Raw genomic sequence first — 17909 nt, 5'->3', positions numbered from 1 at the left:
TGCTTAGAATTGGCGCCCGCGCGCCCCTGTAGTTGATGGCGCATGCGCGCCGGCGAATAAGGTGTTAAGCCCCAGCCATGAAACCATCGCTCGTCCTAAGAATGGGCCAGCAACTGACGATGACCCCGCAGTTGCAACAGGCTATCCGTTTGCTCCAGCTCTCCACACTGGATCTGCAGCAGGAAATCCAGGAAGCCCTGGAGTCCAACCCGATGCTCGAGCGCCAGGAAGAAGGCGAAGACTTCGACAACAGCGATCCGATGGCCGACAACGCCGAGTCCAAGCCTGTTGCCGAGTCCCAGGAGAGCAGCTTCGAGCAATCCGCGCCGACTGTGGAAAACCTCGAAGAAGGCGAATGGAACGAGCGCATCCCCAACGAACTTCCGGTCGATACCGCCTGGGAAGACATCTACCAGACCAGCGCCAGCAGCCTGCCCAGCAACGACGATGACGAGTGGGACTTCACCACCCGCACATCGGCCGGCGAGAGCCTGCAAAGCCACCTGCTCTGGCAGTTGAACCTGGCACCGATGTCGGACACCGACCGACTGATCGCTGTAACCCTGATCGACTGCATCAACAACCAGGGCTACCTCGACGAGACGCTGGAAGAAGTCTGCGAATCCTTCGACCCTGAACTGGATATCGAACTGGACGAGATCGAAGCCGTCCTGCACCGCATCCAGCAGTTCGAACCCGCCGGTATCGGCGCACGCAACCTGGGCGAATGCCTGTTGCTGCAATTGCGCCAACTGCCCGCCAACACACCGTGGATGGCCGAGGCCAAGCGGCTGGTCAGCGATTACATCGACCTGCTCGGCAGCCGCGACTACAGCCAGTTGATGCGCCGCATGAAGCTCAAGGAAGACGAGCTGCGCCAGGTGATCGAACTGGTCCAGAGCCTGAATCCACGCCCTGGCTCGCAGATCGAGTCGAGCGAACCCGAATACGTGGTTCCCGACGTGATCGTGCGCAAGGACAGCGATCGCTGGCTGGTGGAGCTGAACCAGGAAGCGGTACCGCGCCTGAGGGTCAACCCGCAATATGCCGGCTTCGTACGCCGCGCCGACACCAGCGCCGACAACACCTTCATGCGCAACCAGCTGCAAGAAGCCCGCTGGTTCATCAAAAGCCTGCAAAGCCGCAACGAGACGCTGATGAAGGTGGCGACCCAGATCGTCGAACACCAGCGCGGCTTCCTCGACCATGGCGACGAGGCGATGAAACCGCTGGTACTGCACGACATCGCTGAAGCAGTGGGCATGCACGAATCGACGATTTCCCGGGTCACCACGCAGAAATACATGCACACGCCCCGCGGAATCTATGAGCTGAAGTACTTTTTCTCCAGCCACGTCAGCACCTCCGAAGGCGGTGAATGCTCGTCCACAGCGATCCGCGCAATCATCAAAAAACTGGTTGCCGCGGAAAATCAGAAAAAGCCATTGAGTGACAGCAAGATCGCTGGTTTACTGGAGGCACAAGGCATCCAGGTAGCACGTCGCACCGTCGCCAAGTACCGCGAATCCCTCGGCATCGCACCGTCGAGTGAGCGCAAGCGATTGATGTGACCTTCCCTGAGGTGTGCCATCGCAATTCAGTGGCAGGCGCAACACCTGCCTCTTTATGCACGGCAACAAAGGAGAAGCAGTATGCAAGTCAACATCAGTGGACATCATGTAGAAGTCACTCCGCCGCTGCGCGACTATGTCGAGCAGAAGCTCAAGCGTGTAGCAAGTCATTTCGACAAGATCACCAATGTGCAGGTGATCATGAAGGTCGAGAAACTCCAGCAGAAAGTGGAGGCCACCCTGCAGATTCCCGGTGGTGAAGTGGTAGCAAACGCCGAAGATGCAGACATGTATGCCGCGATCGACTCCTTGGCCGACAAGCTCGACCGTCAACTGAAAAAACACAAGGAAAAACAGCAAAGCCTGCTGCAAGGTACGGCTGCACGCTGATCCCCCTCATCCATGATCCGACTTGAATCCATCCTGACCCCCGGCCGTTCCCTCGTGAACGTGCCGGGTGGCAGTAAAAAGCGCGCACTTGAACAGATCGGCAACCTGATCGGGAAAGAAGTTCCTGATCTGGACGGCCAGACCGTTTATGAAGCCCTGATTGCCCGAGAAAAACTCGGGTCGACAGGATTTGGCAATGGCATCGCCATTCCCCATTGCCGCCTCAAGGGCTGTGCAAGCCCTGTCAGCGCATTGCTTCACCTGGATGCCCCCATAGATTTCGACGCCATCGATGGCGCCCCGGTAGACCTGCTGTTCGTTCTGCTGGTGCCCGAGGCTGCCACCGACGCCCACCTTGAACTGTTGCGCCAGATTGCCAGCATGCTCGATCGCAAGGATGTCCGCGACCGGCTTCGTGCGGCCAACAGCAGTACCGCCCTGTACCAGGTCGTCCTGGACGTGCAGAACGAGCCCTGAGCATGCGCCTCGTCATCGTCAGCGGCCGATCCGGCTCGGGCAAGAGCACCGCCCTCGACGTTCTTGAGGACAACGGCTTCTACTGCATCGACAACCTCCCCGCCGGCCTGCTCCCGCAGTTGGCGGAAAGCGCCCTGATCAATACCGAATTGCTGCAGCCGCGGGTCGCGGTGTCCATCGACGCGCGCAACCTGCCGAGCCACCTGACACGCTTTCCGGAACTGCTGGACGACGCGCGTGCGCGCCATATCCAGTGCGATGTGCTGTATCTCGACGCCGATGAAGAAACCCTGCTCAAGCGTTTTTCGGAGACCCGTCGACGCCACCCGCTGACCAACCAGGACCGCTCGCTGGCCGAGGCAATCCGGGTCGAAAGCGAGTTGCTGAGCCCGATTGCCGATCTCGCCGACCTGAAGATCGACACCACCAGCCTCAACCTCTATCAACTGCGTGACTCGATCAAGCTTCGCCTGCTCAACCAACCTGAGCCGGGCACCGCGTTCCTGATCGAGTCCTTTGGCTTCAAGCGCGGCATGCCGGTCGATGCCGACGTGGTGTTCGACGTTCGCTGCCTGCCGAACCCTTATTGGAAACCCGAACTGCGCGAGCACTCCGGGCAGGATCAGCCGGTCATCGACTATCTGGCTGCGCAGCCGGATGTGGAGGAAATGTTCCAGGACATCTCCTCCTACCTGCTCAAATGGCTGCCCCGCTTCGCCGCCAGCAATCGCGCCTATGTCACCATTGCCATTGGCTGCACTGGCGGCCACCATCGCTCGGTCTACCTGACCGAACGACTGGGGCAGTTGCTGCAACCCATATTGAAGAACGTTCAGGTCCGCCACCGCGACCTCTAGTCCACAGGATCCCTCCCGCGATGCCCGCAACCGAAATCGAGATCATCAACAAGCTGGGGCTGCATGCCCGTGCAGCAGCCAAGTTCGTTGGCGTGGCGGGCAAGTATTCCTCAACCGTGAAGATTGGGCGCGCCCCCGACAAGCTGGTCGATGGCAAGAGCATCATGGCGGTCATGATGCTGGCGGCGGGCAAAGGCACCAAGGTGCATTTGCTCACCGAAGGGGAAGATGGCGAAACGGCGCTGGGCGCGCTGATCGAGTTGATCAACAACCGGTTCGACGAAGGCGAGTAAACCGCGCTGTCAGGACAGCGCGGTATCCATCACCATCATCAGGCAGAAGCCGATACACAGCCCCAGACTGGCCAGGCGATGATGCCCGTTGGCCCGTGACTCGGGAATGATCTCCTGGGTCACTACCAACAACATGGCCCCGGCCGCAAAGGCCAGGCCCAGCGGTAGCAGCAGTTCAGCCACTTTCACCAGCCAGGCGCACAACAGTGCCGCCGCCGGCTCCACCAGCCCGGATGCCGCACCGATCAGGAACGCCTTGAATCGCGCCATCCCGGCTCCCGCCAGCACCAACGCAATCACCAGGCCTTCCGGCACGTCCTGCAGGGCAATGCCCATCGCCAGGCTGTCCGCATCCGGCATGCCGCCGCCAGCAGAAACGCCGATGGCCATGCCTTCCGGAATGTTGTGGGCAATGATCGCGATCACGAACACCCAGATCCGCGCAGGCACCACCGGCTGAGTACTCGACGCTACCAGCGCATCAGGCGAGACCCCGGAAACCTTGAGATCAACGAGGTACAGGCACAACGCGCCGAACAGCAGCCCGAAACTGATCAGACCACCCGCGCCCCACTTGCCGAAGCCTACCGCCTGAGCAGCGTCGAGCCCCGGAATGATCAGCGAGAACGCTGTGGCAGCCAGCATGACGCCAGCACCGAACCCCAGAAGGGTATCGGCCAGCGCCACGGGCATATTGCGAATCACCAGCACCGGTACCGCGCCAAGCGCCGTGCCCAATGCACACAGCGCTCCGCCTTCCAGCGCCCGCAACATGCGCGGCTCCAGATCGAGCCAGGCAATGCCCTTGACGACCAGCAGCGCCGTGCCAACCAACAGCAGCAAGGTACCCAGGGCCAGACGGAACAAGCGCACACTGCCTATGGACAAGACATCCGAACGCATCCGTCTGTCACTCACGCCAGGGCAGCAACGTAACGCCGTTCAACTTCGGCCCAGTCGACCACGTTGTAAAAGGCGTTGATGTATTCCGGACGACGGTTCTGGTACAGCAGGTAGTAGGCGTGCTCCCAGACGTCCAGGCCGAGGATCGGCGTATTGCCGTTCATCAGCGGGCTGTCCTGGTTGCCGCTGCTTTCCACGACCAGTTTCTTCTCGGGGGTCACGCTCAACCACGCCCAGCCGCTGCCGAAGCGGGTCAGCGCCGCCTTGGTGAACGCATCCTTGAAGGCATCAAAACCACCTAGCTGCTCATCGATGGCCTTGGCTACGCTGTCTTGTGGCACGCCGCCACCGGTCGGCGACATCACGGTCCAGAACAGCGAATGGTTGGCATGCCCGCCACCCTGGTTGATGACCGCCGCCTGCAGGTTTTGCGGCAGTTGCTTGACCGCAGCCACCAGTTTTTCCACCGGCCACTCAGCCCACTCCGTGCCATCAACAGCGGCGTTGAGGTTGTTGATGTAGGTCTGATGGTGCTTGGTGTGGTGGATCTGCATGGTCTGGGTGTCGATGTGCGGTTCCAGCGCATCGTAGGCGTAAGGCAATGCAGGCAAGGTGTAAGGCATTTAGTGAATTCCTTGTTGGAAGGCTCGTGGGGTCACGGGGTCCTGACCAGCCAGCACGCCGGGCTGCGGTTCCTGCCGATAAAGCAGGCGCTCGGTGCGCGGATACTGGCCGTATTCGCTGATGAAACTCAGCAGTTCGGTGTAGGTCTTTCCGCTCTGGCGCAGGGCAGCTTCGCGCAGGCTCTGCGACAGGCGCATGTCCTGGCTGGCGCCCAGCAGCCGCTGATGGATCGCACAGAGATACTCGGCGCTTTCCTGCGGCTGTTTCAGACGCAGATGAAGGTCTGCCAGGTTGTGATGCGAGATCACACAGGCGGCCACTGCTTCGTCGGCGTCATGCCAGCGTTCGAAGAGCACCTGGGCCAGGGCCAGGGCCTGCAAGTACAGCTCGCGGGCATCGACCAGATCGCCCTGATTGAACAGGCGGTTGGCGATTTCCGTGGTGCGTTTCCAATGCTGCATGGCAAACCTCCAAAGCAGTGAACGGCGTCAGATGCCGCCGGCGGTGAGCTTTTCCGGATCCAGCAGGACTTCCAGCTGGGTACGCGACAGCTCGGTATGTTCCAGCGCGACGTCAATGACCGGACGCCCTTGTTTGTAAGCGGTCTTGGCGATTTCAGCGGCCTTCTGGTAGCCGATGATCGGGTTCAGCGCGGTGACCAGGATCGGGTTGCGCGACAGCGCTTCCTTGAGCTTGGGCTCGTTGACCTTGAAGGTGCCGATCGCCTTGTCAGCCAGCAGGCGGCTGGCATTGGCCATCAGCTCGATGCTGCTGAGCAGGTTCAGGGCAATGACCGGCAGCATCACGTTCAGCTCGAAGTTGCCGGACTGACCGGCAACAGCGATGGTGGCGTCGTTGCCGATGACCTGGGCGGCGACCATCGCCGTGGCTTCCGGAATCACCGGATTGACCTTGCCCGGCATGATCGAAGAGCCCGGCTGCAGACCTTCCAGCTCGATCTCGCCGAGGCCGGCCAGCGGACCGGAGTTCATCCAGCGCAGGTCGTTGGCGATCTTCATCAGCGCCACCGCAGTGACCTTGAGCTGACCGGACGCCGCCACCGCGGTGTCCTGGGAGCCGATCAGGGCGAACAGGTTTTCACCTGGCACGAACTCGACCTGGGTCAAGCCGCTCAGTTGCTTGGCGAACAGGCCAGAGAACTCGGGGTGCGCGTTGATCCCGGTGCCGACAGCCGTACCGCCTTGCGCCAGGGCCTGCAGGCTCGGCAAAACATCCTGCAGATGGCCGATGCTGGCCTTGATCTGCTGCGCCCAGCCGCCGAGCACCTGGCTCATGCGCACCGGCATGGCGTCCATCAGGTGAGTACGGCCGGTCTTGACGAACGGATGAACCTGCTCGGCCTTGGCCTCGATTACCTTGACCAGATGGTTCAGCGCCGGCAGCAGTTGCTCGTGCAACGCCAGCGCGGCACTGACGTGGATGGTGGTCGGAATGATGTCGTTGCTGCTCTGGCCGCAGTTGACGTGATCGTTCGGGTTGACCGTGTCGCCCAGCACGCGGCTGGCGATGGTCGCGATCACTTCGTTGGCGTTCATGTTGGAGCTGGTGCCGGAACCGGTCTGGAACACATCCACCGGGAAGTGCTGCATGAAGTCGCCGGCGAGCAGTTGCTCGACCGCCGCGACGATCGCCTCGCCCTGCTCCCGGCTCACTTGCTCGAGCTGGATGTTGGCCTTGGCTGCGGCGGCCTTGGCCAGCAGCAGTGCGCGAATGAACTGCGCCGGCATGCGTTGCTGGCTGATCGGGAAGTTGTTGACCGCGCGCTGGGTCTGGGCGCCGTACAGGGCCTCGGCCGGCACCTGCAGTTCACCCATGCTGTCACGCTCGATACGGGTATTACTCATCATCAAGTCCTTGCATCAGTTCAGCGGAAGAAATCGAAGGCAACAGCGTGCAATTCGCCAGTTGCAGGGCCAGCGGCTGCCAACGCTGGCCGTGCTCGCCGCCATCGAGCTTGCGCAGTTGCAGCAACGGTCGCCACGCCTGGTCGAGACACAGGCAGCGCCAATGCCACGGCAACATGCGGTCGCAGGCGGTATCGAGCAGAAGACGGAAAGAAGTGAGGGCCACGGTCCAGGCCGAGGTATCGGTACAACAGACCAGATAGCGACCTTCAGCCAGATAGTGTTCGATCACGCGCGGCTCGTCGGGCTCGAGCGCACAGCGGATACGCCGGCTCAGCCAGCGCCAGTTTTCGAGGTAGGGCAATTCGTGGAGGACGGATTTCATGAATATCATCACCATCGTAATGATATTCATTATTAATTGATAAATAGAATCAGTTCAAGCGCGTTTCTGCAGAAACAAAAAACCCGGCGCAGAGGCCGGGCTTTCAGAATCACCGTTGGTGAACAGACCGTGTGAGTAAAATCAGCTTCCCGCGACGGTCATGCGCTCGATCAGAATCGAGCCGGTGTGGATGTTGCTACGGGTTTCAAGATCACTGCCGATGGCGACAATCTGCTGGAACATGTCTTTCATATTGCCGGCGATCGTCACCTCCTGAACGGCGAACTGAATCTCGCCGTTTTCCACCCAGTAACCCGCTGCACCACGGGAATAATCACCGGTCACCATGTTCAGGCCATGCCCCATCAACTCGGTTACCAGCAACCCGCGACCCATGCGGCGGATCAGGGCGGCCTGGTCCTCGACGCCGTGGGTGACGAACAGGTTGTGCACGCCGCCCGCGTTGGCGGTGCTGGGCAGGCCCAGTTTGCGACCTGAGTAGGTGCCGAGCACGTAGGACACCAACTGGCCATTTTCGACGAACGGCTTGGCGTAGGTCGCCAGACCGTCACCGTCGAACGCGGCGCTGCCCAGTGCGCGAGGCAGGTGCGGACGCTCGTCGAGGGTCAACCAGCTCGGGAACAACTGCTGGCCGAGGGTACCTTCGAGGAACGACGACTTGCGGTAAAGGTTGCCGCCAGAAATCGCCGAGAGGAAGCTGCCGAACAGACCACCGGCCAGTTCTGCGGAGAACAGCACCGGCACTTCGCAAGTCGGCACCGGTCGCGCACCCAGGCGGCTGGCCGCGCGCTGGGCCGCACGCTGACCGATGCTGCGTGGATCGGCGAGCAATTCGCCCTGGCGATTGACGTCGTACCAGTAGTCACGCTGCATCTGCCCGTCGCCTTCGGCGATCATCACGCAACTCAGGCTGTGGCGGGTCGAGGCGTAACCGCCGATGAAACCGTGGCTGTTGCCGTAGACCCGGCAACCCTGATGGGTATTGAGGGTGGTGCCATCAGCGTTCTTGATTCGCGCATCGGCGTCGAAGGCGGCGGCCTCGCAGGCCAGCGCCTTTTCGATGGCCTGCTCGGGGGTGATATCCCAGGCGTGATAGAGGTCGAAGTCCTGGAGATCGCGGGCCATCAGCGCCGGATCGGCCAGCCCCGAGCAATCATCTTCAGAAGTGTGTTTGGCGATGGCCAAGGCTGCGGCGACCGTCTCGCGAATCGCCTCGCTGCCGCTGGCCGAGGTGCTGGCCGAGCCTTTGCGCTGGCCGACGTAGAGGGTGATGCCGAAACCCTGGTCACGGTTGAATTCCACCGTTTCCACTTCACGCTGACGTACCGAGGTCGATAGCCCCTGCTCCAGCGATACCGCCACTTCACAGGCACTGGCGCCCTGGCGCTTCGCTTCGGCGATGATCTGCTCGACCTGCTCCTGCAAGGCCGGCAGGGCTTGCGGACCTACGCTCTGGACTGCACTCATGGTTTTCTCCACTCAAATACGGCGTTCGGCGAGGGTCATCGAGCGACCGGGCCGGACAAGCGGCCCCCGACTGGTTATCATGGCGGCGTTTCTCAGCGGACTGCCCCCCATGGTTGATTCTTACGATGCCTTCGACGAAGGCGAAAAAAGCAAAACCCAGATCAAGCGCGAGATGCAGGCGCTGGTCGATATGGGCGAGCGCCTCACCACGCTCAAGCCCGACACCCTGGCCAAACTGCCTCTGACCGATGAATTGCGCAGGGCTCTCGAAGAGCACAAGAAGCACACGGCAAACGAGGCCAAGAGGCGCCACCGGTCGTTCATCGGCAAGCTGATGCGTGACCAGGACATCGATGCCATCAACGCACTGCTTGAGCAGCTCGACGCCTCCACCCGCCAGTACAACGAGCGCTTCCACAACCTCGAGCGCTGGCGTGACCGGCTGATCGAGGGCACCGACGAGGTCCTGGAAAAATTCGTCCAGGAGTTCCCGGAAGCCGATCGCCAGCAACTGCGTTCGTTCATCCGCCAGGCCCAGCACGAGCAGAAGACGAACAAGGCGCCATCCGCCTCGCGCAAGATCTTCAAATACATTCGCGAACTCGACGAAGTTCAGCGCGGCCTGCGCTGAGTTCCGCCACCGGGCCGGCGCCCTGCCCGCCCGGTTTCATCTTTATGCGCCCGTGCCACCCACGGTGATCGCATCGATCTTCAGGGTCGGCTGGCCCACGCCAACCGGCACCGACTGACCATCTTTCCCACACGTTCCTACGCCACTGTCCAACGACAGGTCGGTGCCGACCATCGACACCCGGCTCATCGCTTCCGGCCCGTTGCCGATCAGCGTCGCGCCCTTGACCGGCGTGGTGATCTTGCCGTCTTCGATCAGGTAGGCCTCGCTGGTGGAGAACACGAACTTGCCACTGGTGATATCCACCTGGCCACCGCCGAGGTTGGCGCAGTAAAGGCCGCGCTTGACCGAAGCGATGATCTCCGCCGGGTCACTCTCGCCGGCGCGCATGTAGGTGTTGGTCATGCGCGGCATCGGCAGATGGGCGTAGGATTCGCGCCGGCCGTTGCCGGTCACTGCCATGCCCATCAGACGGGCGTTGAGCTTGTCCTGCATGTAGCCGACCAGCTTGCCGTTCTCGATCAGCGTGGTGCATTCGGTCGGAACGCCTTCGTCATCGACGCTCAGCGAACCGCGGCGCCCTTCCAGGGTGCCGTCGTCAACGATGGTGCAGAGGCTCGACGCGACCATCTCGCCCAGCCGGCCGCTGTAGGCCGAGCTGCCCTTGCGGTTGAAGTCGCCTTCCAGGCCATGGCCGACCGCTTCGTGCAGCAGCACGCCGGACCAGCCCGAGCCCAGCACCACAGGCAAGGTGCCTGCTGGCGCCGGGACGGCTTCCAGATTGACCAGCGCCTGGCGCAGCGCTTCGCGGGCGAAGCCCATGACCCGATCGTCGGTGAAATAGCGGTAATCGGTGCGACCGCCACCACCGTGGCCACCGCGCTCGCGACGACCATTCTGTTCGACGATGACGCTGACGTTGAAACGCACCAGCGGACGGATGTCCGCGGCGAGGCTGCCGTCAGCGGCGGCGATCAGGATGCGCTCCCAGACCCCGGCCATACTCACGCTGACCTGTTGAATACGCGGGTCCAGCGCACGCGTGGCGGCGTCGACGCGCTTGAGCAGCTCGACTTTCTCTGCCCGGCTCATTACTTCGAGCGGATTGTCCGGCGCGTAGAGCGCGGTGACGTCTTGGCTCTTGAAGGCCTGGACCGTGCCATTCTGCCCGGCCCGGGAAATGGAGCGGGCGGCGCGGGCGGCGGAGGTCAGGGCTTCGAGATTGATTGCGTTGCTGTAGGCAAAACCGGTTTTCTCCCCGGACTGAGCACGTACGCCCACACCCTGGTCGAGGTTGAAGCTGCCTTCCTTGACGATGCCGTCTTCCAGCGCCCAGGACTCCGAAATCTGGCCCTGGAAGTACAGGTCGGCGGCGTCGATACCCGGCCCGGCCAACTCGCCCAGCACCGATTGCAGGCTGTCGAGGGTCAGGTCGCCGGGGGCCAGCAGTTGCTCGCTGACGCGTGTTAACAACTCGCTCATAGTCACTCCGAGAGGTACGCGGGCCGCACTGCGTCCCGCGAGAAAAAGCGCCGGTGCAAGGCCACCGGCATCCGCGCCCTGATGGACGCTTGTTCAATACTGTCGCGTGTCGCCAGCAGCACCGCTTCACCGCGGGCCTGTTCGGCGAGGATTCGCCCCCAAGGATCGACGATCGCCGCCTGTCCGTGGGTTTCACGCGGGCCTGGATGGACGCCTCCCTGGGCGGCGGCCAGCACATAACACTGGGTTTCGATCGCTCGCGCCCGGATCAGCACTTCCCAGTGCGCCGCGCCGGTCACCGCGGTGAACGCCGCCGGCGCAGTAATCAGTTCCGCACCCGCCTCGCGCAGCGCGCTGTAAAGCTCGGGAAAACGCAGGTCGTAACAAACGCTCAGGCCCACTTTGCCGACCGGCGTATCTGCCACCACCACGTGCGCGCCATGGGCGTAGTCGTCCGACTCACGATAGCGGCCACGGTTGTCGGCCACATCCACATCGAACAGATGAAGCTTGTCGTAGCGGGCAACCAGCTCGCCGTGCTCGTCCACCAGCAGGGAGCAGGCATGGGCTTTGGCCTCGGGCTGGTCGACGGGCGGCAGCGGCAAGGTGCCCGCCACAACCCATAACCTGAGGTCGCGGGCGGTCTGTTTCAACCACGGCAGGATCGGTCCTTCGCCCCGCGCTTCGGCCCGGCCGATCGCCGCGCTGTCGCGGCGGCCCATGGCGGCGAAGTTTTCCGGCAGCACCGCGAGCCGCGCACCACCGGCAGCGGCCTGTTCCAACAGAGCGCGAGCGCGGGCCAGGTTGGCGGCGATATCGTCCTGACTGATCATCTGAATGACGGCGAAGGTCATGTCCGGGCCTTAATTGGATTTTTCAAAGGGTTTGACGAAGGTCATTTTAGGCTCTTTCACCGGACCTTCGACCCGATAGTGGACGCTGGCATAACGCGCGACCCGGTCACCCAGCAACCGATCCACCAGAAACAGCGCGCCACCAATGGCCGGCGCCCCGACGATCAACGCGGCCAGCGGCAGATTGTTGGTCACCGGCAGGGTCACCATGAGGTTGGCATCAATGCGGTCGCGAACCATATCCAGCGTGCCCTCCAGCTCGAAGTTGCTGGACGGGCCGGTCATGGCAATGGGGCTGCGGGTGACGTACACGCCTTCGCTGGCCACCAGCACACCCTTGACCCGGTCATAGCTCAGCCCCTTGCCGAGCAGGTCGGAGAAGTCCAGGCGCAAACGCCGGCCGATCGAGTTGAAGTTGAGCAAACCAAACACCCGCAGCGCCTGGGCACTGGCATCGACTTCGACGAACTGGCCGTTACGCAGGCTCGCATCCATGCTGCCGGAGAACCGCTTGAGGCTGACCCAGGCCGGCGAACCTTGCCAGCGCCCGTCGACATCCATATGGAAGTCGCGGCTGGTGACCGTTGGGGCAAAGTCCCAGGCCTTGAGCACATCGCCCAGGTCGGCACCTTCCAGGCGGCCTTTGTACCAACTGCTGCTGGCGCCCGGGACGCCTTCCCAGCCCGCAGAACCATCGACCATCAGGCCCTTGAGGTTCAGATCGAGATCGTTGATTGCCACGCCTTTGCTGGTGGGGCGCAGCTTGAGCGACCAACTGCCCAGCAGATCGTCACCCCGGAACAGCTTGGCGATGCTCAGATCCAGGGCCGGGATCTTGCGCGGGTCCACTGTTGCCAGCGGGTCCGGGGCATCCGGCGCGGTCTCCTCGGCCGGGTCGGCGGCAGGCAAGTGCAGGGTTTGCAGGTTGACGGCGATCGGCGCGGCCTTGGCATCGGGAACCCGCGCATTGCCGATGACTTCCTTGCTGTCCAGGCGCAGCGCCCAGTTGTCGCTGTTGCGGTCCAGGCGCACCACGGCCTGGTTGAGATCGAAGCTGTAGACCTTGAGCTTGCCGATGCTCAGGTCCACACCCCGCAGAAACTGCCGCGCACTGGTGCCCGGATCATCGCCGGCCAGGCTGGCCAGTTGCTTTTGCCAGGCCTCGACATCCACTTCACTGACCGTGCCTTTGATCCGCAGTCCCTGAGCAGTCGGCAACTGGCTGTTACCGGCCCCCAGCGCCAACTCGCCGCGCCCCTGGTCCAGTTTCCCGGCAGGCGCCGCGTAGACCATGTTGGCCAGATCGGTGTAGGTCGCATCAAAGCGCTGCTCCGGGCCTTGCAGGGTCATGCGGAACTGGCTGTCACGCGTGTCGTTGGCGGCCTTGCCGAACGGCGCTGGCAGGTCGATGGTCAAGCCCTTGAGGTTCGAATCGACGCTCAACAGGTTGTCGCGACTGCCCAGCGACACCTGCAACTGATAGGGCAACTCACCGGAAAGCGGCAGAGGCTGGCTGAACTTCAGCCAGTCGGTCAGCGACTTCAGGGCAATCTGCCCCTTGGCGGTGATACGGGTCTGCAGTTGCCCGGGCTTGCCCTCGGCGAAAATCTGCGCGGTGATCGGCTTGTCGAACGCCTTGGCGGTGATGTTCTTGCCGCTCAAGCCGGCGTCCAGGTCGAAGCGGAAATCACCCTTGAGCTGGGTCAGTTCAAGGGCTGGCTCGGCAAGTTTCAGGCGGGCTTTATCGGTGCGGAAGTCCACGACCACCTTCGGCGCCACATCGTGGGTCAGCGGAATGTCGAGTTTGACGGAGCCTTTCAGGTCACCCTCGCCTTCCCAGCCGGCGAACGTCGCGCCGGTGCCGATAGGCGCCTCCTGGAGAATCTTCACGCCATCGCCCAGGCCTCCGTCGAAATCGCCATCCAGGTACAGGTGGCTGTGTTCACCCTCCGCCACATGGGGGATGTCGACCACGACATTGCTCACCCGGGTGTCGAGCAGTTGTCCGGCGCTGGCCTTGATCCGCACACCGTGGTCATCGATGAACACATCACCGTCCACCTTGCTGACCTGCGGCCAGCCGGGCTGGAAGTCCAGGGTGGCGTCGCGCACCTTGAAGAACAGGCTGATATTGCGCGAATGGTCAGGCGCACCGTGGCTCAACGAGCCTTGGTACTGGAAATAGCCTTCGTCCACGGCGCCCTTGAGGATCGCCGTGCGCAGCCAGTGGTCCACCGACGGGCTGAGGACTTCCGGCAGGTATTTGGGCGTGTAGCGACCGTCGCCATCGACCAGACCGACCCGCAAGTCCATGTAGTCTTCACTGGCATCTTCGAAAAACAGCCGAATCAGGAAATCGCCAGCAATCTTGCCTTCTTCGCCGAGCACCTTGAGATAGGGCGCGATCAGGGTGAAGCTTTCCTTGTCGAGCTTCCAGGTCAGCAGGGCATTGGCTTTGAGGTAGTGCCAGGGGTCGGCGAAGATCGGCACCAGATGCAGCATGAATTTATCGGTATCCAGGCGCAGTTCGCCGTGGCCGAGGTCACCACTGATGCTGCCGCTGACATTCCCCGCCGCCGGCGCGCCGTGGTAGGCGTCGAAGCCGACGCGGTCGAGGTTTGCGGCGAAGCTGAAGCGGCGATCGCCCTCGGCTTCAGGGCGGACTTCCAGGCGAACATTGCGCAGGCCACCCGTCACTTTCAGCCCGTCGACCACCGCCATGCCGGCGGTCGGCAACGGGCCGAGGGCCTGAATCACTGGCGTGAGTGGAGTGAGGTCAAGACGGTCGGCCTGGATTTCCCACAACTCACCGTCCGCACCCGCGGCGGTCTGGTTGATTTGCAGATGGGATTCCCAACGCGTCTTGCCGAGGTTCATGGCCAGGGAATCGACGGTCACCTTCACGCCTTGTTCGCTGCGGCGCAGCCAGGCATTGAGTGCCAGGTTTTCCACGGTGACCGGCTTGCGTTCTGCGTAAGCCGCGCGCACTTGAGGGGCGTTCAGGCGCAGCGTTGCGCTCTGCAACTGCCCTTTGCCCCAGCCGATCCACAGCTCACCACCGGCACGCACTTCGGGCGCCTGCCACTGGCCGAGCAGGCGGGCCGGCAACCACTTGGCCCAGTCGCTCTGCGGCAGGCTCAGGTAGGCATCGACTTCACCTTCGCGCCATTTCGCCGGACGGACGCGGCTATCCAGACGCAGCGCCATCGGCTGACCATCCGGCAAGGTCATGCGGGCATCAAGACGTTGGCGCACACTGCCGGTCTGCAGGCTGAGGCCGACATAGGTCAGGGTCATGGGGTCGTGATCGATGGGTTCCAGCGTTACCTGGCTGTCGAGCACCGAGATTTTCGAGACCATCTGCATGCGCTGCAGCAGTTGCTCGACGTCGAGCGGCGCGTCGTCCTGGACCGGCAGGCCCTTGAGCGACCAGCGACCGTCTTCGTTTTCATGCAGGTTCAGTTGCAGGCCGCCGAGTTCGACACGGGCAAGGCGCAACTCACGCCGGGTCAGGCTGGACCACAGGTCGGGCACCACCTTCACTGCATCCAGACGCAGGGCCGAGTTGCCCTCACCCACTTGGACGTCATGTACCACCAGAATCGGCGCCAGACCACTCCAGCGCCCTTCCAGCGCGCCAATGTGCACGGGCATGCCGAGGGCAGCCTCGGCCTTGCCCTCGGCTTCACTGCGGTATTCGGCAACCAGCGGAATCAGCTCGCGGCCGAGGCTGACATAGAGTGCAACCAGCACCGCCAGCAACGCACAGGCACCCAGGCCCCAGCGGGTCAGTGCAGCAAGAACGCGGATCAGACGCTCCATGCCAGTGGCCCCCCGAGTCGTCCCATAACTATGGCCCGACGTACCGGGTTTGCCAGCACAAAAGAAACCAGCGTGAAATCAGAGCGAGTCAGAGCAGCACCACATCGTATTGTTCCTGGGAATACATGGACTCCACCTGGAAACGAATGGTTCGCCCGATAAAGGCTTCGAGTTCGGCGACATTCCCCGATTCTTCGTCCAGCAGGCGGTCCACCACCTTTTGGTTGGCGAGCACTCTATAGCCTTCGGCCTGGTAGGCCCGCGCCTCGCGAAGAATTTCCCGGAAAATCTCGTAACAGATAGTCTCCGGCGTCTTGAGCTTGCCGCGGCCCTGGCAACTGCTGCACGGCTCGCACAGCACCTGTTCGAGACTTTCACGGGTGCGTTTGCGGGTCATCTGCACCAGGCCCAGCTCGGTGAGGCCGATGATGTTGGTTTTCGCATGGTCGCGTTCGAGCTGCTTTTCCAGGGTGCGTAGCACCTGGCGCTGATGCTCTTCGTCTTCCATGTCGATGAAGTCGATGATGATGATCCCGCCTATATTGCGCAGGCGCAGTTGCCGGGCGATGGCGGTGGCAGCTTCGAGGTTGGTCTTGAAGATGGTTTCTTCGAGATTGCGATGGCCGACGAAGGCGCCGGTGTTCACATCGATGGTGGTCATGGCCTCGGCCGGGTCGATCACCAGATAGCCGCCGGACTTGAGCGGCACCTTGCGCTCAAGGGCGCGCTGGATTTCATCTTCGACGCCGTACAGGTCGAAAATCGGCCGCTCCCCAGGGTAATGCTCCAGACGATCAGCGATTTCCGGCATCAATTCGCCGACGAACTGCGTGGTTTTCTGGAAGGTTTCCCGGGAATCGATGCGGATCTTCTCGATCTTCGGATTCACCAGGTCGCGCAGGGTGCGCAGCGCCAGCCCCAGGTCTTCGTAGATTTCGGTAGGCGCGCCCACGGTCTTGATCTGCGCGCCAATCTGATCCCACAGGCGCCGCAGGTAGCGGATGTCCATGAGAATCTCGTCTGCCCCGGCGCCTTCCGCCGCAGTGCGCAGGATGAAGCCGCCGGAGTCCTGGATGTTTTCCTGGGCGACACAGTCGCTGACCACCTTCTTCAGGCGGTCGCGCTCAGCTTCGTCTTCGATCTTCAGGGAAATGCCGACGTGCTTGGTGCGCGGCATGTAGACCAGATAGCGGGAAGGAATCGACAACTGGGTAGTCAGGCGGGCGCCCTTTGACCCGATGGGGTCCTTGGTCACCTGCACCACCAGGCTTTGCCCCTCATGCACCAGGGCGCTGATGCTTTCGACTGTGGTGCCTTCGCGCAGGGAGATTTCCGAGGCATGGATAAAGGCCGCGCGGTCCAGACCGATATCGACGAAGGCCGCCTGCATGCCCGGCAGCACCCGTACCACCTTGCCCTTGTAGATATTGCCAACGATGCCGCGGCGCTGGGTGCGCTCGACATGCACCTCTTGGAGAACGCCGTTTTCCACCACCGCCACGCGTGATTCCATCGGTGTGATGTTGATCAGAATCTCTTCACTCATGGCAGGCTCTCGTCAAAGTTCTTTGAGGTAATGATGGATTGCCCGACGGAGACTGGCGAGCAATAAACGGTCTCAGTGCTTCCTCATTCTGCTGTCGGCAGGCCCTGCCAGCAGGGAATGCCGAAACGGGCGAGCAATTCGGCGGTTTCGGCGACTGGAAGCCCGACCACACCCGAGTAGCTGCCCTGAAGGTTCTGCACGAATACCGCGCCGAGGCCCTGGATCGCGTAGGCGCCGGCCTTGTCCCGCGGCTCGCCGCTGCTCCAGTAGGCATGCGCCTGCTCTGCGCTGATCGGCCCGAAGGTAACGCGACTGGTGACGCACAGGCTTTCGCTGCGCTGACCATCGCTCACCGCGACGGCAGTCAGCACCTGATGTTCACGTCCGGAAAGCGAGGCCAGGATGGCCAGGGCATCTTCGCGGTCGACGGGCTTGCCAAGAATCCTGCCGTCGAGAACCACCGCGGTATCGGCACCGAGTACGGCCAGAGGCTCGCGGGTGCCGCTGGCGGTCAGCAGGGCCAGGCCGGCAGCCGCCTTGCCGAGGGCCAGGCGCTCGACATAAGCGCTTGCCGACTCATCGGGCAGCGGGGTTTCGTCAATCGAGGCACTGACGACGGTGAAGGGAATGCCGATCTGGGTCAGCAGCTCACGGCGGCGCGGCGAACCGGAGGCCAGGTACAGCGGGGTCATCGTGACGTCTCCCTGTCAGCGTCGAAAAG

At 62.5% G+C, this 17909-nt stretch carries 17 protein-coding genes; 6 read left to right on the top strand and 11 right to left on the bottom strand.

From position 1 onward, the window contains the following. Positions 1 to 77: 77 nt before the first annotated feature. The 5 genes from NTD88_RS28085 to NTD88_RS28065 all read left to right on the top strand — a co-directional run bounded on the left by NTD88_RS28085 (position 78) and on the right by NTD88_RS28065 (position 3588). A complete protein-coding gene (locus NTD88_RS28085) occupies positions 78 to 1571 on the top strand; it encodes an RNA polymerase factor sigma-54 (protein WP_095159608.1) in 1494 nt (497 codons plus the stop codon). An 81-nt stretch (positions 1572 to 1652) separates the two neighbouring features. After that, positions 1653 to 1961, top strand: a complete 309-nt coding sequence (hpf, locus tag NTD88_RS28080) for a ribosome hibernation-promoting factor, HPF/YfiA family (protein ID WP_095159607.1) — start codon at positions 1653 to 1655, stop codon at positions 1959 to 1961. Between the two features lie 12 nt (positions 1962 to 1973). Further along, on the top strand, positions 1974 to 2438 hold the full coding sequence (gene ptsN / locus NTD88_RS28075; RefSeq protein WP_095159606.1) for a PTS IIA-like nitrogen regulatory protein PtsN: 465 nt from the start codon (positions 1974 to 1976) through the stop codon (positions 2436 to 2438). Positions 2439 to 2440: 2 nt separating this feature from the next. Further along, positions 2441 to 3295, top strand: coding sequence for an RNase adapter RapZ (gene rapZ, locus NTD88_RS28070; RefSeq protein ID WP_095159605.1), 855 nt, complete (start codon positions 2441 to 2443; stop codon positions 3293 to 3295). 20 nt (positions 3296 to 3315) lie between these two features. Next, the gene (locus NTD88_RS28065) at positions 3316 to 3588 is read left to right on the top strand and encodes an HPr family phosphocarrier protein (protein ID WP_095159604.1); all 273 of its coding nucleotides are present in this window, start codon (positions 3316 to 3318) and stop codon (positions 3586 to 3588) included. 9 nt (positions 3589 to 3597) lie between these two features. Here NTD88_RS28065 and NTD88_RS28060 read toward each other — a convergent pair whose 3' ends face one another. From NTD88_RS28060 to pmbA, 6 genes are all read right to left on the bottom strand, one after another. Continuing rightward, complete coding sequence (locus NTD88_RS28060) at positions 3598 to 4491, bottom strand: ZIP family metal transporter (protein ID WP_095159603.1); 894 nt, start codon at positions 4489 to 4491, stop codon at positions 3598 to 3600. 11 nt (positions 4492 to 4502) lie between these two features. Further along, positions 4503 to 5114, bottom strand: coding sequence for a superoxide dismutase (locus tag NTD88_RS28055; RefSeq protein ID WP_095159602.1), 612 nt, complete (start codon positions 5112 to 5114; stop codon positions 4503 to 4505). Further along, positions 5115 to 5576, bottom strand: a complete 462-nt coding sequence (locus NTD88_RS28050; RefSeq protein ID WP_095159601.1) for a tetratricopeptide repeat protein — start codon at positions 5574 to 5576, stop codon at positions 5115 to 5117. It lies immediately after the preceding gene. A 27-nt stretch (positions 5577 to 5603) separates the two neighbouring features. Then, positions 5604 to 6980 (bottom strand): class II fumarate hydratase, encoded by a 1377-nt coding sequence (locus NTD88_RS28045; RefSeq protein WP_262153733.1) that lies wholly within the window; start codon positions 6978 to 6980, stop codon positions 5604 to 5606. After that, entirely contained in the window at positions 6973 to 7374 is a 402-nt protein-coding gene (locus NTD88_RS28040) for a FagA protein (protein ID WP_095159625.1), read from the bottom strand. The genes NTD88_RS28045 and NTD88_RS28040 overlap by 8 nt, the downstream gene beginning before the upstream one ends. Positions 7375 to 7506: 132 nt before the next feature. Beyond that, on the bottom strand, positions 7507 to 8853 hold the full coding sequence (gene pmbA / locus NTD88_RS28035; protein ID WP_095159599.1) for a metalloprotease PmbA: 1347 nt from the start codon (positions 8851 to 8853) through the stop codon (positions 7507 to 7509). 109 nt (positions 8854 to 8962) lie between these two features. Between pmbA and yjgA the strand changes: the two genes are divergently transcribed. Then, positions 8963 to 9484, top strand: coding sequence for a ribosome biogenesis factor YjgA (gene yjgA / locus NTD88_RS28030; RefSeq protein WP_095159598.1), 522 nt, complete (start codon positions 8963 to 8965; stop codon positions 9482 to 9484). Positions 9485 to 9526: 42 nt separating this feature from the next. On the opposite strand, the gene tldD is transcribed toward yjgA, so the two are convergent. From tldD to NTD88_RS28005, 5 genes are all read right to left on the bottom strand, one after another. Continuing rightward, a complete protein-coding gene (gene tldD / locus NTD88_RS28025) occupies positions 9527 to 10966 on the bottom strand; it encodes a metalloprotease TldD (protein ID WP_262128673.1) in 1440 nt (479 codons plus the stop codon). A 2-nt stretch (positions 10967 to 10968) separates the two neighbouring features. Then, positions 10969 to 11820, bottom strand: coding sequence for a carbon-nitrogen hydrolase family protein (locus NTD88_RS28020; RefSeq protein WP_262153732.1), 852 nt, complete (start codon positions 11818 to 11820; stop codon positions 10969 to 10971). Positions 11821 to 11829: 9 nt separating this feature from the next. Continuing rightward, the gene (locus NTD88_RS28015; protein ID WP_262153730.1) at positions 11830 to 15642 is read right to left on the bottom strand and encodes a YhdP family protein; all 3813 of its coding nucleotides are present in this window, start codon (positions 15640 to 15642) and stop codon (positions 11830 to 11832) included. 88 nt (positions 15643 to 15730) lie between these two features. Further along, entirely contained in the window at positions 15731 to 17188 is a 1458-nt protein-coding gene (gene rng / locus NTD88_RS28010) for a ribonuclease G (protein ID WP_095159594.1), read from the bottom strand. A gap of 83 nt (positions 17189 to 17271) precedes the next feature. Further along, positions 17272 to 17880: a Maf family protein gene (locus NTD88_RS28005; protein WP_095159593.1), complete on the bottom strand. Its 609-nt coding sequence runs from the start codon at positions 17878 to 17880 to the stop codon at positions 17272 to 17274. Positions 17881 to 17909: the final 29 nt, after the last annotated feature.

The sequence above is a fragment of the Pseudomonas sp. 20P_3.2_Bac5 genome, assembly GCF_025466035.1.
Taxonomy (GTDB): Bacteria; Pseudomonadota; Gammaproteobacteria; order Pseudomonadales; family Pseudomonadaceae; genus Aquipseudomonas.
This window is presented reverse-complemented; position numbering and strand designations above follow the sequence as displayed.

Coding starts and splice junctions, on each gene's coding strand:
- NTD88_RS28085 (WP_095159608.1), top strand. CDS start 78: ATGAAACCATCGCTCGTCCTAAGAATGGGCCAGCAACTGACGATGACC.
- hpf (WP_095159607.1), top strand. CDS start 1,653: ATGCAAGTCAACATCAGTGGACATCATGTAGAAGTCACTCCGCCGCTG.
- ptsN (WP_095159606.1), top strand. CDS start 1,974: ATGATCCGACTTGAATCCATCCTGACCCCCGGCCGTTCCCTCGTGAAC.
- rapZ (WP_095159605.1), top strand. CDS start 2,441: ATGCGCCTCGTCATCGTCAGCGGCCGATCCGGCTCGGGCAAGAGCACC.
- NTD88_RS28065 (WP_095159604.1), top strand. CDS start 3,316: ATGCCCGCAACCGAAATCGAGATCATCAACAAGCTGGGGCTGCATGCC.
- NTD88_RS28060 (WP_095159603.1), bottom strand. CDS start 4,491: ATGCGTTCGGATGTCTTGTCCATAGGCAGTGTGCGCTTGTTCCGTCTG.
- NTD88_RS28055 (WP_095159602.1), bottom strand. CDS start 5,114: ATGCCTTACACCTTGCCTGCATTGCCTTACGCCTACGATGCGCTGGAA.
- NTD88_RS28050 (WP_095159601.1), bottom strand. CDS start 5,576: ATGCAGCATTGGAAACGCACCACGGAAATCGCCAACCGCCTGTTCAAT.
- NTD88_RS28045 (WP_262153733.1), bottom strand. CDS start 6,980: ATGAGTAATACCCGTATCGAGCGTGACAGCATGGGTGAACTGCAGGTG.
- NTD88_RS28040 (WP_095159625.1), bottom strand. CDS start 7,374: ATGATATTCATGAAATCCGTCCTCCACGAATTGCCCTACCTCGAAAAC.
- pmbA (WP_095159599.1), bottom strand. CDS start 8,853: ATGAGTGCAGTCCAGAGCGTAGGTCCGCAAGCCCTGCCGGCCTTGCAG.
- yjgA (WP_095159598.1), top strand. CDS start 8,963: ATGGTTGATTCTTACGATGCCTTCGACGAAGGCGAAAAAAGCAAAACC.
- tldD (WP_262128673.1), bottom strand. CDS start 10,966: ATGAGCGAGTTGTTAACACGCGTCAGCGAGCAACTGCTGGCCCCCGGC.
- NTD88_RS28020 (WP_262153732.1), bottom strand. CDS start 11,820: ATGACCTTCGCCGTCATTCAGATGATCAGTCAGGACGATATCGCCGCC.
- NTD88_RS28015 (WP_262153730.1), bottom strand. CDS start 15,642: ATGGAGCGTCTGATCCGCGTTCTTGCTGCACTGACCCGCTGGGGCCTG.
- rng (WP_095159594.1), bottom strand. CDS start 17,188: ATGAGTGAAGAGATTCTGATCAACATCACACCGATGGAATCACGCGTG.
- NTD88_RS28005 (WP_095159593.1), bottom strand. CDS start 17,880: ATGACCCCGCTGTACCTGGCCTCCGGTTCGCCGCGCCGCCGTGAGCTG.